Origin of the sequence: Micromonospora sp. ATCC 39149, from assembly GCF_000158815.1 — a bacterium.
Taxonomy (GTDB): Bacteria; Actinomycetota; Actinomycetes; order Mycobacteriales; family Micromonosporaceae; genus Micromonospora.
Genome location: NZ_GG657738.1, coordinates 2269046 through 2283631, shown reverse-complemented (window position 1 = coordinate 2283631; position 14586 = coordinate 2269046). Strand labels below are relative to the sequence as shown.

General features: G+C 71.0%; 10 protein-coding genes. 5 read left to right on the top strand and 5 right to left on the bottom strand.

Translation table 11 applies throughout. The annotated features are described in order from the left end of the window. Positions 1-109: 109 nt before the first annotated feature. Entirely contained in the window at positions 110-1366 is a 1257-nt protein-coding gene (locus MCAG_RS09455; RefSeq protein WP_007072740.1) for an erythromycin esterase family protein, read from the top strand. A 79-nt stretch (positions 1367-1445) separates the two neighbouring features. Here MCAG_RS09455 and MCAG_RS09450 read toward each other — a convergent pair whose 3' ends face one another. Together MCAG_RS09450 and MCAG_RS09445 are read right to left on the bottom strand one after the other, a co-directional pair. Further along, positions 1446-3668: an MMPL family transporter gene (locus MCAG_RS09450; protein ID WP_007072739.1), complete on the bottom strand. Its 2223-nt coding sequence runs from the start codon at positions 3666-3668 to the stop codon at positions 1446-1448. A 72-nt stretch (positions 3669-3740) separates the two neighbouring features. Beyond that, positions 3741-4286, bottom strand: a complete 546-nt coding sequence (locus MCAG_RS09445) for a TetR/AcrR family transcriptional regulator (protein WP_036372951.1) — start codon at positions 4284-4286, stop codon at positions 3741-3743. Between the two features lie 167 nt (positions 4287-4453). Here MCAG_RS09445 and MCAG_RS09440 point away from each other — a divergent pair, with 167 nt between their 5' ends. Then, positions 4454-5236 carry an isocitrate lyase/phosphoenolpyruvate mutase family protein gene (locus MCAG_RS09440; protein ID WP_007072737.1) on the top strand — a complete coding sequence of 261 codons (783 nt, stop codon included), beginning with the start codon at positions 4454-4456 and terminating at the stop codon, positions 5234-5236. A gap of 58 nt (positions 5237-5294) precedes the next feature. Here MCAG_RS09440 and MCAG_RS09435 read toward each other — a convergent pair whose 3' ends face one another. Together MCAG_RS09435 and MCAG_RS09430 are read right to left on the bottom strand one after the other, a co-directional pair. Next, positions 5295-6794: an amino acid adenylation domain-containing protein gene (locus MCAG_RS09435; protein ID WP_007072736.1), complete on the bottom strand. Its 1500-nt coding sequence runs from the start codon at positions 6792-6794 to the stop codon at positions 5295-5297. Positions 6795-6803: 9 nt separating this feature from the next. Then, positions 6804-8441, bottom strand: a complete 1638-nt coding sequence (locus MCAG_RS09430) for a condensation domain-containing protein (protein WP_036372949.1) — start codon at positions 8439-8441, stop codon at positions 6804-6806. A 43-nt stretch (positions 8442-8484) separates the two neighbouring features. Here MCAG_RS09430 and MCAG_RS31740 point away from each other — a divergent pair, with 43 nt between their 5' ends. After that, on the top strand, positions 8485-9954 hold the full coding sequence (locus MCAG_RS31740) for a GMC oxidoreductase (RefSeq protein WP_232290368.1): 1470 nt from the start codon (positions 8485-8487) through the stop codon (positions 9952-9954). 14 nt (positions 9955-9968) lie between these two features. Here MCAG_RS31740 and MCAG_RS09420 read toward each other — a convergent pair whose 3' ends face one another. Next, positions 9969-11525 (bottom strand): acyl-CoA ligase (AMP-forming), exosortase A system-associated, encoded by a 1557-nt coding sequence (locus tag MCAG_RS09420; protein WP_007072734.1) that lies wholly within the window; start codon positions 11523-11525, stop codon positions 9969-9971. A 252-nt stretch (positions 11526-11777) separates the two neighbouring features. Between MCAG_RS09420 and MCAG_RS09415 the strand changes: the two genes are divergently transcribed. Both MCAG_RS09415 and MCAG_RS09410 read left to right on the top strand, forming a co-directional pair. Then, positions 11778-12824, top strand: coding sequence for an LLM class flavin-dependent oxidoreductase (locus MCAG_RS09415; RefSeq protein ID WP_198141529.1), 1047 nt, complete (start codon positions 11778-11780; stop codon positions 12822-12824). A gap of 10 nt (positions 12825-12834) precedes the next feature. After that, on the top strand, positions 12835-14580 hold the full coding sequence (locus MCAG_RS09410; RefSeq protein WP_050777919.1) for a thiamine pyrophosphate-binding protein: 1746 nt from the start codon (positions 12835-12837) through the stop codon (positions 14578-14580). Positions 14581-14586 lie beyond the last annotated feature (6 nt).

The following is a 14586-nucleotide window of genomic DNA, read 5'->3' as shown; positions in this document are numbered from 1 at the left end:
CCCGCTCCGCGCGTCCCCATGCCCGCGCGTCCCCATGCCCGCGCGTCCCATGCCCGCCCGTCCGCGTCGGTGAGCGGTTTGCCCCGGCGGGGGCCGGGTAGCCGCGGACATGCTGGTACAGCGGCTCGGAGCGCCGAGCGACTTCGATCCCCTGCTGGAGCGGATCCGGGGTGCCCGGATCGTCATGATCGGCGAGGCGACGCACGGTACCCACGACTACTACCGCCTCCGCGAGCAGCTCACCCGGCGGCTCGTCGCCGAGCAGGGCTTTCGCTTCGTCGCGGTCGAGGGGGACTGGCCGGACTGCGAGCGCGTACACCGGTCGGTCACCGTCGCTCCAGGCGGGCTCGCCGATCCGCAGGCCGCGCTGGAGCGCTTCATCCGCTGGCCGACCTGGATGTGGTCCAACGCCGAGGTGGCCCGCTTCTGTCGCTGGCTGCGCGCCTGGAATCAGGAACGCCCGCAGGAGCAGCGGGCCGGCTTCCACGGGCTGGACGTCTACAGCCTCTGGGAGTCCATGCAGGCGATTTTCGACTACCTGGGCGAGGAGGAGCCGGCCTCGCTGGAGGCCGCACAGGAGGCGTACCGGTGCTTCGAGCCGTACGGGCGGCGGATCGAGGAGTACGGCGCCGCCAGCCGATTCGCCTCGGCCCGCTGCGAGGAGGAGGTGGTGCGGCTGCTGGCCCGTACCCGGGAACAGGCCACCGCGGACGGCCCGGACCGCTTCTCGGCGTGGCAGAACGCGGAGGTGGTGGCCGGCGCGGAGCGTTACTACCGGGCGATGATGGGCGGCGGGCCGCATTCCTGGAACGTCCGGGACATCCACATGGCCGACACCCTGGACCGGCTGCTGGACTTCCACGGCCCCGGCTCGCGCGGGATCGTGTGGGCGCACAACACCCACGTCGGCGATGCCCGGGCCACCGACATGGCCACCGGCGGGATGATCAATATCGGCCAGCTCGCCCGCGAGCGGCACGGTCCGGACGCCGTGGCGCTGATCGGCTTCGGCAGCTACCGGGGCAAGGTCATCGCCGCGCCGCGCTGGGGCTCGCCGGCCGAGGAGATGGTGGTGCCGCCGGCCCGCCCCGGCTCGGTGGAACGGCGGCTGCACGAGCTGCTGCCCGAGCGGGCGGTGCTGGTTTTCGGCGGCCCCGACCAGCCCGGCTGGGTCACCGAGGAGCACGACCACCGGGCGATCGGCGTGGTGTACGACCCGAGCTTCGAGTCGTGGGGCAACTACGTGCCGACCCGGCTGGGCGAGCGCTACGACGCGTTCGTCTGGTGCGACGAGACCACGGCCGTGCGCCCCCTGCCCGCGCTCACCACGTTCGGCGAGATGGAGACGTACCCGGCGGGGGTGTGAGTGGGCGGTGCCGAGTGGTGTTTGAAGGGGCCCCCTGTACAACAGAATGCGTTAACAGGGGGCCCCTCCTTGCACAGCGTCAGACGTGTGCCGGTTCCTTCTCGGCGAGGTGCGCGCGTAGGCCCTCGCCCTCGACGTCCACGTTGGGCAGCGCCCTGTGCAGCCAGCGTGGTATCCACCACGCCGCCGCGTTGAGCAGTGACATCACCGCCGGGACGATGGTCATCCGGACCACGAAGGCGTCGATCGCGACGCCGACGGCGAGCGCGAAGCCCATCGACTTGATCACCGGGTCGTCGAGGAAGACGAAGCCGCCGAAGACCGAGATCATGATCAGCGCGGCGGCGGTGACCACCCGCGCGCCGTGGCCCATGCCGTTGATCGTGGCCTGGCGCGCGCTGTCGCCGTGCACGTAGTCCTCCCGCATCCGGGAAACCAGGAAGACCTCGTAGTCCATGGCCAGGCCGAACAGGATGCCGATGAGCAGGATCGGCAGGAAGCTGATCAGCGGGCCGGGGGTGTCCAGGCCGACCAGGCCGGCCAGGTGCCCCTCCTGGAACACCGCCACCGTCATGCCGAACGTCGCGGCGACGGTGAGCAGGAAGCCCAGCGCCGCCTTGACCGGCACCAGGATCGACCGGAACACCAGCATCAGCAGCAGGATCGACAGGCCGACGACCAGCAGCAGGTAGACCGGCATCGCGTCGGAGAGCTTCTGCGACACGTCGATGCCGATCGCGGTCGCGCCGGTGAGCAGCACGTCCGCGCCGGTGACCCCGGCGACCTGGCGACGGATGTCGTGCACCAGTTCCTCGGTGGCCTCGTCGGTCGGGCCGCTGCGGGGAATCACCCCGAGCAGCGCGGTGCGTCCGGTCGGGTCGGTCTGCGGCGGGGCCACCGCGAGCACCCCGTCCGTGGCCTGGATGAGCCGGGCGACCTGCGGGGCCGCGGCGGCGGTGGCCTGCGGGGAATCGGCCGTGACGACCACCGCGAGGCGGCCGGTGAAGCCGGGGCCGAAGCCCTCCCGGATCAGGTCGTTGTTCACCCGGGCCGGCGAGCCCGCCGACGCGGTGCTGGCGTCCGGCAGGGCCAGCCGCATGTCGGGGGCGGGCACCGCGAGCAGGCCCAGGCCGAGCAGGGCGACCAGGATCACCGGTACGCGCAGCCGGATGACCAGGTGGGCCCAGCGGAAGCCGAAGCCGGACCGGTCCTCGGCGGCCGCCTCGACGGGCGCGGACCCGGCGCGCTCCTCGGCGGCCGGCGTCCCGCCCACCGCCGTGCTGCCGGCCCGGCGCAACCGGCGGGGGAGGACCCGGTTGCCGGCGAAACCGAGCAACGCGGGGGCGAGGGTGATGGCGACCAGCACGGCGACGGTCACCGTGCCGGCGGCGGCCAGGCCCATGACGGTGAGGAACGGGATGTCCACCACCGCGAGGCCGGCCAGCGCGATGACCACGGTGGCCCCGGCGAACACCACGGCGGAGCCGGCGGTGCCGACGGCCCGGCCGACCGCCTCCTCCGGGGAGTGCCCGTCGACCAGGTTCTGCCGGTGCCGGGAGGTGATGAACAGCGAGTAGTCGATGCCGACCGCGAGGCCGAGCATCAGGGCCAGGATCGGCGCGGTGCTGGTCAGCTCGACCGTGCCGCTGAGCGCGAACAGGCCGGCCATGCCGACGCCGACGCCGATCAGCGCGTTGAGCATGGTCATGCCGGCTGCTACCAGCGACCCGAACGTGATGACCAGGACGATCGCCGCCACCAGTACGCCCAGCGCCTCGGTGGAGCCGACCTCCGGCTCGCCGCCGAGCACCTCGCCGCCCGGGGCGATCTGCCAGCCCTGCGCCTCGGCCTGCGCGCCCACCTTCTCGTACGCGTCGCGCTGGGTGTCGGTGACCTCGTCGGCACGGCCGGCGAACTGCACCTGGATCAGCGCGTACCGGCCGTTCGGGGAGATCGCCTGGGACTGGTACGGGTCGACCGCGCCGACCACTCCGGGCACGGTGGCGGCCTCCTGGGTCACCTGCTTGACCAGGGCCTGCCCCTCGGGCGTGGCGAGCTGGCCGTCCGCCGGTGCCTTCACGGCGATGGTGCCGGTGGCGCCGCTGGCCGCCGGGAACCGCTCGGTGAGCAGGTCGATCGCGCGCTGGGACTCGGTGCCGGGCATGGTGAAGTTGCTCGCCGTCGGGCCGCGCAGCGTCGCCGCGGCGATGCCGAGGCCGACGAGCACGACGAGCCAGACGACGGCGACGAGCCGCCGGTGGCGCAACGAGGCCCGGCCGAGCCGGTACAACAGGGTCGCCATCAGATCCTTGTCCTCGGTCATGGGTGGAGTCGTGGGGTGAACTGGTCGTGCGGGTGCCGGGCGGTGGTCGGGTCAGTCGGGCGGCACCAGCGCGCGCCGGACGAGGCCGAGCAGGGCGTCGCGCAGCTCGTCGTCGCCGAGATCGCCGAACTCGCCGCAGGTCTCGGCGATCCCGGCGAGCACGACCAGCGCCGCGACCCGGGCGGCCAGGTGGGTCGAGCGGCCGGCGAACGCCGCGATCAGCCGCTCGGAGATCTGCTGCACGTGCGCGAACGCCGGCTGCCGGAGCAGCGTGGGGAACTCGCCCCGCAGCAGCGCGATCTGCCGGCGGAAGCGCACCGCGAGGTCGACGAAGCCCTCGGCGGCGATCCGCTGGGCCTGACCGCCGCCCAACCCGGCGATCCGCTCATCGAGTTCGACCAACGCCGCTAGCCCCGGGGCCATCAGCTCGGTGAGCAGGGCCTCCTTGTTGGCGAAGTGGTAGAGCACGGTGGCCTTCGAGACGCCGACCTCACGGGCGATGTCCTGCAACGAGGTGCCCTTGTATCCGGTCACGGCGAACCGCCGCCCCGCCGCCGCCAGGATCTCGGCGTGTGTCTCCGGTACCGCCCGCGCCATGCCGGCCACCTCCCGCCCACCAGCATGCCTGACCGATCGGTCAGAACCTGACCGATCGGTCAGAGTAGTCGGGTGGCGTTGGCCACAACCGCCTCCAGCCCGCAGCGACCGGCGACACGGCCATCTCGAAGAACCGGGTCCGCCCTCGGAACTGCCATGATGCGGGGATGACCGAGAACCCATCGACCTCCGTCGAGCGCGCCGACGCGCTGCGCGCCCTGCACAAGTCCGGCGACCCGCTGGTGCTGCCAAACGCCTGGGACGCCGGGTCCGCCCGCGCCGTCGTCGCCGCCGGCTTCGCGGTCGTCGCCACCAGCAGCGCCGCCGTCGCCGAGTCCCTCGGGTACGCCGACGGCGAGGCCACCCCGGTCGAGGAGGCGTTCGCCGCCGTCGCCCGGATCGTGCGTGCCGTGCCCGTCCCGGTCACCGCCGACCTGGAGCGGGGGTACGGTCTGCGCCCCGCCGAACTGGTCGAGCGGATGCTCGCCGCCGGCGTCGTCGGCTGCAACCTGGAGGACTCCGACCCGCGCACCGGCGCGCTGTACGAGGCCGAGGAGCAGGCCGACCTGCTGGCCGCCGTACGGGCGGCGGCCGACGCGGCCGGGGTGCCGCTGGTGCTCAACGCCCGGATCGATCTGTACCTGCGCGAGGCCGGCGACGCGGCCGGGCGCACCGCCGAGGCGATCCGCCGGGCCCGGCTCTACCGGGCCGCCGGGGCGGACTGTGTCTACCCGATCTTCCTGGCCGACCCGGAGCGGATCGCGGAGTTCGTGTCCGGGGCGGACGCCCCGGTGAACGTCGGCTTCAAGCCCGGCGGGCCCAGCCTGGCCGAGCTGGCCGGGCTGGGCGTGGCCCGGGTCAGCTTCGGCCCCGGCCCGTACCGGGTCAGCCAGGCGCGGATCGCCGGCCTGCTCGCGGCCGTCCGCGCCGGCACCAACCCGTACGCGTGAGGGGGCCTATTCGGCACCGCCAGGACGCGCCGGTTTCAGCCTCACGCACAGCGGAGGGTCACATTCGCTCCTCGACGAGCCGGCGCAGAGCGTGTGGGTCGAGTTTGCCGCTGGAGAGCCGGGGTAGCCGATCGACGAAGACGATCCGGCCCGGTCTCATGTAGGAGGGCAAGGTCTGCCCCAGATGCCGGCGCAGCTCCAGCTCGCTGACGATGCCTGCGGGACTGCGCACCACCGCACACACGATCGCCTGTCCGTACGGCGTGTCGACGACGGCGACTGCGGCGTCGGTGATGCCGGAGCACGCCGTCACCGCCGCGACGATCTCGCCCGGCTCGACCCGGAAGCCGCGCACCTTGAGATACCCCCCGTTACGCCCGAGGAACTCGATCATGCCGCCACCGACGTCGCGGACCATGTCGCCGGTGCGGTACCAGCGTTGCTGTTCATCGGCTAGGAAACGGTCCTCGGTGAGTGGTGCGTCGCCGAGATAGCCGGCCGCGATGCCGGGTCCGGCGAGCCACAGCTCCCCGACCCCGTCGGCGGCAGGCTCGTGAACCCGGGTGCTGACGCCGGGCAGCGGGCGGCCGATGAGCGATCGGCGCTCACGTTCGATGTCGTCGGAGGTGATCCGGTAGGCAGTCGCGTAGACCGTGGCCTCGGTGGGACCGTATACGTTCCAGATTTCGAGCCGTCCGTCGGCGACCGCCGTCAGAAACGGCTTGAGGGCGGCGAAATCCAGGCGTTCCCCGGCCAGCAGCAGGCGGGCGAGCCGGTCGGGAACGCCCGTCCCGGCGACGTGTTCGGCGAACACGCGGCAGGCCGTCGGCGTTTGGCACAGCGACGTGACACCGCGTTCGGCGAGCAGTGCGTAGGCCAGCCGCAGATCCGTCTGCGCGGCCCGTGGCACGACGTAGAGCTGCGCGCCGAGCGACAGCGGGCGCCAGATCTCCCACATGGAAACGTCGAACGTGAAGGCGTGGAAGCAGGCCCAGACGTCCTCACCCGTCGAGGTGTCCCATTCGCCGGCGCGGTCGATCAGCGACAGCAGATTCGCCTGGGTCACCACGACGCCCTTCGGGTCGCCGGTAGAACCGGAGGTGAACAGGATGTAGGCCGGCGACGCGGCGGTCGAACTGGCGGCGACGGCAGCCTCGGTCGGGGCGGTGGCGGTGTCCACCCGGACCAGGGGCACGCCGAGCTGTTGCAACGCCGCCTGGCCGGTCTCGTCCACCAGCGCGACCCCGGCACCGCAGAGTTCCAGCGTGCGGCGCAACCGCGGCGCGGGCGCGTCCGGGTCGACCGGGACCGGCACGGCGCCGGCCGCGTACGTCGAGAGCAGGGCGAGGACGCCCTGGATCGTGTGGTCGGTGCTGACCAGCACGGCCTGGCCGGCGACGATCCCGGCGGTCCGCAGGGCCGCCGCCACCTCGACGCACCGGCGCAGCGTCTGGTCGTAGGTGAGCGTTCGGTCCTCGTCGACCAGGGCGGTGGCGTGTGGCACACGGCCCGCGACGCCGCGAAACAGTTCCCAGAGGTTGCTGAAGGCGTTCGGCATGGTTCGCGGTCAGCCGGGGCGCCGGGACAGCAGGGCACTCATCTCAGCGACGGTGGGCGCGGCGAAGACCTCCCGTACGTCGACCTCCACGCCCAGCGTCTTCTTGAGCTTCTCGGCCAGGCTGAGCGCCGTCAGGGAGTGGCCGCCCAAGGCGAAGAAATTGTCGTCCGGACCGACCTCGGCCAGCCCGAGCACCTCGCCGAAGAGCTGGCCGACGACCTGCTGGATCTCCGCCGGACCGGCTGTGGGAGCTTCGGGCTGGGCCGGGGCGACGGCTGACGCTGCGGCGGCGGGCGCGTGCGCGGGAGCCCGCACGGGCAGCGGAGCCGCGACCGTGCTCATTGGTTGCTCGGCGTACCGGGCTGCCATGCCCAGGTAGTCGGCAGCAAGGTGTTCGATGCGTTCGCGGTCGAACAGGGTGTCGTCGTAGACCCAGACCAGCGTGGTCGTCGTCGGGCTCTCCCAGACATGCAGCTCCAGGTCGAAGCGGGCGCGGACCCCGGGGATCTCCAGCGCGTCGACCCGCAGACCGGCCAGCGACAGCGGCTGGTCGGAAACCGCCTGCAGCGCGAACATGACCTGGAACAGCGGAGTGACGTCCACCCGCCGCGGCGGTGAGACCGCGTCCACCACCCGCTCGAACGGCGCGTCGCGGTGCCGCTGGGCGTCGAGCACCGTGCGTCGGACCCGCGCCACGAGATCGCGGTACGCCTCGCCCGCCCGTACGCCGACCCTGATCACCAGGGTGTTGACCAGGAAGCCGACCAGCCTCTCGAACTCGACCCGGGGCCGGTCGGCGACCGGGGTGCCGATCGCGATGTCGTCCTGACCGCTGTGCCGGGCTAGCAGCGCCGCATAGAGCGCGAGGAGGGTCATGTAGAGCGTCGTGCCGTCGCGGGCACCAAGCTCCTTCAGTCGTGTGGTGACCTCACCGGGCAGTGGGGTGCGGATCACCCCGCCCGGCGTCGTGACGCGGGCCGTCCGGGGCCGGTCGGTCGGCAGGGTGAGCACGTCGGGCAGACCGGCGAGCTGCCGGACCCAGTACGCGACCGAGTCGGTGTTCCGGTCGGCCTGGTAGCGCACGTAGTCCGAGTACCTGGTTGCGAGCGGCGGGAGGGGGTCAGGACGACCGGCGTGGAAGGCGGCGTAGAGCTTGGACAACTCGTCCCGTAGGACGGCCTGGGACCAGCCGTCCGAGGCGATGTGGTGAACCGTGAGAACGAGGACGTGCTCCTGCGGCCCGAGCCGCAGCAGGCGGTAGCGCAGCATCGCGCCGGATCCGAGGTCGAACGGCTGATACCACTCACCGAGCAGCGCGTTGGACACCCGCTGCTCGCGCAGCACCGGCGGCAGCCCGCTGATGTCCTCGATGGACGACGGCAGGTGGGTGTGCGGCGAGGTCCCCTGCACCGGGCGGCCGTCCACCACGCGATACCAGGTCCGCAACATCTCGTGCCGACGTACCAGCGCGTCGATCGCCTGCTCCAGAGCCGGCTCGTCGAGCGCCCCGGTCAGTCGATACGCCTCCGGAATGTGGTACTCGGCGCTGCCGTGGTGCAGGCGGTCGAGGAACCAGAGGCTCTGCTGCCCGGCGGACAGCGGTGGGGTGTGAACGTGGGCAGCGTCGGATTGGGACCCGCGTGTCATGACACGAATACCTCTCGGTGGGGCTAGGAATATATGTGTGACGATGAGTGCAGTGGTGGCGATCGTCGGGGCGGGCATCGTCGGTGCCGTTGCGGCTCGTTGTCTCGCCGAGGCTGGCGTCGACGTGGTGCTGATCGAAGGCGGCACCGGGTTGGCCGATGAGCCGGGCACGCACCTGCGGAACCTGCCGTCGTGCCGCGCCGACCGGGCCTTCCACTTCGACCTGGTCCGGTCGTGCCTGCGGCCCGCGTCGGTGCGCCGCGCCGAGGGGTTCGCCCCGCGTCCCGCGGCGCCGCCGATGCCTGCGGGCAACGGCATCAACCCCCAGCAACCGGGGCGGAGCAACATGGTCGGCGCCCGGCTCACCAGCGTCCACGGCGGCATGGGCGTGTTGTGGAACTGCGTGTCGCCGCGACTGCACCCGTTGATCGAGCAGTGGGGGGGCATCCCGGCGGAGTCCTGGGATCGCTCCTACGAAGAGGCCGAGCGGCTGCTCGGCGTCGGGTTCGAGGCGACGGCCGGCTCGGCCCGGCAGGACTACCTGATGGGCCGGTTGGCGGAGGTGACAGCGCCGCGTCCGGCGCCGCTGGCGGCGCGGCTGAGGCCGGGCGAGCCCCGCACCGTGCGTTGGACCGGGCCCGCCGAGGTACTGGCCGACATCGCCTCCGAGTCGGCGCGAGCCCGCATCCGGCTCTTGGACAACCGCGCGGTGACCGGCTTGGAGCTCGCCTCCGGTCGCGTCACCGGGGCGCGGGTCGTCGACCTCGACACCCGGAGCACCGGCGTGGTGAGGGCCGACTCCTTCCTGGTGGCTGCCGGTGCCGTCCGGACGCCGGCGCTGCTGTGGGCCTCGGGGATCGGGCGCGGCGCCGCGTCGCCGCTGGGACGGTACCTGGCCGAACATCCGCTGGCCTATGCCCAGGTGGTGCTCGACCCGGTGTCGCTCGGCGCCGACCGGGACGCGGCGGGGCCGGACCCCTGTGTCGTCATCCCGGTGACTGCCAGCCGGCCGTTCCACTCGTTGCTCGTGTGCGACGGCTACGACGCGCAGGCGCTGGAGGGGCGGCTCGACGAGCGATTGATCCTCTCGCTCTACTGGTACGCGATCATGGATTCGCGCTTCGAGAACAGGGTTGCCTTCGGCGCGGGCGGGACCGACGCGCTGGGCCTGCCGCAGCCGACGTTCGAGTACCGCCTGAGCGATGGTGACCGCGACCGGCTGCGGGCCGCGCTGGCGGATCTGGGTGACGTCGGCGCGTTCTTGGGCCCGTTCCTGCCGGGACGCTCGCCTCAGATGCTCAGCCCCGGCAGCTCCATGCATCTGCTGGGTACCACCCGTATGGGCTTGCCGGGCGATGCGCAGAGTGTCGTCGACGACCACGGTCAGGTCTGGGGATTCGACAATCTCTACCTCGCCGGCACCGGGCTGCTGCGCACGGCGGGCGCGACCAATCCCACTCTGGCGGCCTGCGCGCTCGCGGTGCGAACGGCCAGGCGGATCGTCGGCGGATGAGCCCGAGCGATCGCTCATGCCGGAGCTTCGAGGATCGTACGGCGCAGGGCGACCCGGTCGTACTTGCCGTTGGGGGAGCGCGGTAGCTCGGGCACGACCACAGTGGTCCTGGGGAGCTGGTAGCTGGGCAGCGTTTCACGGAGCGCCTCGGTGAGCCGTGCGGTGTCGCATGGTGAGGTCACGACGAGTACGATCCGCTGGCCCAGCTTTTCGTCCTCGGCGCCGAACGCGACCGCCTCGGTTGCCAGACCTGTGGCGAGTGCCGCCGACTCCACCTCGGTCGGGCTGACTCGGTATCCCGAGGTTTTGATCATCTCATCGGTCCGCCCCAGGAAGTAGAGAAACCCGTCCTCGTCGCGGTACGCCAGGTCACCCGACCAGACCGCGACCTCCTCCCGTAGGCCGGGGTTGCCCGGCTGCACCGGGCGGAAGCGTTGGGCGGTTGCTTCCGGGCTGTTCCAGTAGCCCAAAGCCACCGTGGCCCCGCGGTGGACCAACTCGCCGCGTTCGCCGGGCTCGCACTCGGTGCCGTCGGGCCGTAGCACGCGTACGTCGGCGTTCGGGATGGCCTTTCCGATCGACCCCGGCCGTAGGTCCACCTCGGCGGGGTCCAGGTACGTCGAGCGGAACGCCTCGGTCAGCCCGTACATGAGAAAGGGCTTCGCTCGGGGGAACCGCCGGCGCAGGCCGTTCAGCGTGGTTCGCGGCATCGCGCCGCCGGTGCTGGCGAAATAGCGCAGGCTCGCGGCGGCCTCGGCCGGCCACTCGACGGCCGCGAGTTCGCGCCACATCGGCGGCACGCAGGTCAGTCCGGTGACCCGGTGTCGGGCGCACAGCGACGCCACCTGCCCGGGCCGTAGGTAGGTGGCGAGGACCAGGTGGGCGCCCGCGGCGAGAGCCGTGGTGACCTGGCTGAAGCCGGCGTCGAAGCTGAGCGGCAGAACCGACAGGATCACGTCGTCGGCGCGGTGTGCCAGATATCCCGCGACGCTCTCGGCGCCGGCGATCAGGTTCCGGTGCGAGACGACGACACCCTTGGGGGGCCCGGTACTGCCGGAGGTGTAGAAGATCGCCGCGGGGTCGGTCTCGACCGTCCCGGCGTCGACCGTCGCCGTGGTGGCCCCGCCGGTGCTGAACGCCGCCTCGGCCGCGAGACCGTCGAGTGTCAGCAGGTGCTCGACGCGGTCGCCGCCCGCCGCCCGGACGGTCGCCAGGCGCTCGGCCACGGTGACGAGCGCACGCGGCGCGCAGTCACCGATCACATGCGCTAGCTGGCGTTTCTTGAACTGCGGATTCACCGGCACGAACACGCCGCCTGTCGCCGCCACGGCAAGCATCGCGACCACCGTCTCGATCCGCTTGTCCGCGTAGACCAGCACGCGGTCACCCCGGCCGATTCCCCGGCGGCGCAGGCCGTCGGCGGCCCGGTCGACGCGCTGTCGTAGGGCCGCGTAGCTGATGGTCTCCGTGCGGTGGCTCAACGCCGGATGTCCGTCGGCGCCCCGGTCGGCCAGGTGGTCCGTGCGGGAACTGGGACCCACCCTAGGTCGGCAATCATGATCGATATTCATGCATGTATGCCTATCATTGGTGTGGTTGAATCAGTGATTGATGATCAACCTGACATCAGGGTGGGGCGGAATGATCTTAAAAGCGCCTGGCAGGGCGGGGTGTGATCATGTCGATATCCTACGAACTTATAGAGAGTTGTCAAACGCTTGACGGCTTGCCGGGTGGTGGCTAGTCTCGGATAAGAATGATCCATGCCGATGTGTGACCCATTGCCTTATGGCCTTGATCAGGTGAGGTGCACCCCTGTGCACGTGGGATTCGAAGCGGCTTTCCAGAATTTGGGAAAAATTCCCGATGACGTGTTTCTGCGCAAGGAGATAGCGGTTTGTGTAGAGGCTGAATCCAATGGCTTCGACTCGGTGTGGGTCACCGAGCACCACTTCAGTGACTACGGCTTGATCGCCGATCCGATGCAACTGCTGTCCCACCTCGCCGGTCGTACCAGCACCATTCGGCTGGGCACCGCCGTGCTCGTGCTGCCGTGGCACGACCCGCTGCGCCTGGCGGAACAGGTCCTCCTCGCCGACCATCTCAGCGGTGGGCGGGTCGTCGTCGGAATCGGCCGCGGCCTCTCCAAGGAGGAGTTCGAGGGCCTGCGGGTGCCGATCGAGGAGTCCCGCGCCCGCTTCGAGGAGTGCGCCGCGCTTCTGCTCGCAGCGCTTGGCACCGGGGTTGTCGAAGGCGGCGAGATCACTCGGCAGCCCCGCCGCGAACTGCGGCCCCGCCCGTTCCGTTCGTTCTCGGGAAGGGTTTTCAGCGCCTCGGTCTCGCCCGAGTCGGCACCGTTGGTGGCCCGGCTCGGCCTCGGCTCGATGCATATCGTCGTCAAGCCGCTGGAGTTGATCGCGCAGGACGTCGACCGGCATCGGCAGACCTGGGCCCAGGTCAACGGCGGATCGGCGCCGCGGCCACTGCTGTCGGCCAACGTCGTGGTGGACCCCAGTCGTGACCGGGCCCTGGAACTCGCCAAGAAATACCACCAGGCCAGCCATCGCCTCGCGGTCCGCCATTACGGCATGAGCGCCCCTGAATTCGGTGCCATGAAGAGCTACGAGTTCTACCGAGCCATGCGGGACTCGCCGGAGCAGGACCTGGATCTACCCCCGGCCTCCGTCGTGTACGGCACGCCCGACGATGTGCTACGCCGTTTTGACGAGTTCCACAAAGCGCTCGACCTGCAGGGTGTTCTCACCATTTTCCATGGCATGCCCGAGGAGGATGGAGTCCGGAACATGCGGTACTTTGTCGAAAACTGTCTACCCGAACTCAAGAGCTGGCCGACCGAGAACACGTTCTAGGTGGAGTGTCGTGATAGAGCTTCCAGCGCGCAGCGACGGGAAGAAGAGCGTCAGCGAATATGTGGGGCAGTGGCTTTCGGCGAACGACATCTCCCAGGTGTTCACTCTTCCCGGCGGAATGATCGCACCGATTCTGGACGCAATCCACCAGCGTGGTGACATCGATCTGGTCACCATGCACCACGAGCAGGCTGTGGCCTTCGCGGCCGACGGGGTGGGCCGTTTCGCCGGCACACCCGGCGTCGCGTTCGCCACCGCCGGCCCCGGTGCCACGAACATGCTGACCGCCATCGCGAGCGCGTACCTGGACTCGGTTCCCGCCGTCTTCGTCACCGGCCAGGTGCAGAGCTATCTCCTCAAGGGCGAGCGGCCGGTCCGGCAGTACGGCTTCCAGGAGTGTGACGTCGTCGCCATGGCCGTGCCGGTCACCAAGGCGGCCTGGCGGGCACGCTCCGGTGACGAGGTCCCGGAACTGCTCGACCGGGCGATGCGACTGGCCGTCGAGGGCCGTCCTGGACCGGTTCTGGTCGAACTTCCGTCCGACGTGCAGACCATGAGCGTCCCGCCGGAGGCCGCGCCGCGCCGCGCCGCCGCGACCGTGCCGGCGGCCGTGGACCGGGACACGATCACCGAGGTGCTCGATGAGCTGGCCTCGGCGGCGCGGCCGCTGGTCCTGATCGGGGGCGGTGTGCAGGCTGCCCGTGCCGCCGACGCCGCACGACACCTGCTGCGGCGTCTCGGCGCGCCGGTGGCCGCGTCCGTGACCGCGCTGGACGTGCTCCCCGCCGAAGACCCGCTGCGGCTCGGCATGATCGGGATGTACGGCAACCGTTGGGTCAACCTGGCCGTCTCGGAGGCCGACTTCGTGCTGACGCTCGGCGCTCGGCTCGATTTCGGCACCCTGGGCGCCGACGTCGCGGCATGGGGCCGGGGCCGCAGGGTCGTCCAGGTCGACTGCGATCCCGGAGAGATGCGCCGGGTACGGGGCGTTCGTGCGATCGTCGCCGATCTGCGCAGCTTCATCGACGCGGGGTTGGCGGCGTCCGACGGGCGGGTCTTCCCGGAACACGAAGACTGGCGTACCCACATCGACCGGATGCGGGCCGAATGGCCGGACACCGAGGAACTCACCGGGCACGCCGGAATCAACCCGAATGTGCTGATGCGGCAGTTGTCCGCGGCCTCACTCCCGGCGGCGGCGTTCGTGATCGATGCCGGTCAGCACCTCTGGTGGGCCTGCCAGTCGCTCAGACCCGCGCAGGGGCAGCGGCTGTTACCCGCTCTCGGGCTCGGACCGTGTGGATGGGCGTTCCCGGCGGCCATCGGTGTGGCCTGCCACGCGCGCCGCCCCGTGGTGGTGGTGGTAGGTGACGGCGCCTTCCAGTTCAACATCCAGGAGTTGCAGACCGTCGCCCGCGGTCGGCTGCCGATCAAGCTGGTCATCGTCGACAACGGAGCCCACGGATCCGTCCGCCAGCTCCAGGAGGAGGCGTTCGAGGGGCGCTACCCGACCACGGTCCAGGGCTATGACGCACCGGACTTCGCGCGCGTGGCCCAGGCGTACGGCATCGACAGCCGGTCGGTCTCCGAGCCGGAGGAGGTGGCCGACGCGCTCAGCTGGCTGTGGCGCGACGAGACCGCGCCGGCGCTGCTGCATGTACGGATCCCGACGGAACTCAACGTCTATCCCAATGTGCCGTTCGGCGCCTCACTGACAGTCATGCGGTCGCAACCGGGCCGGCAGGCCGCGTCGTGACCACAA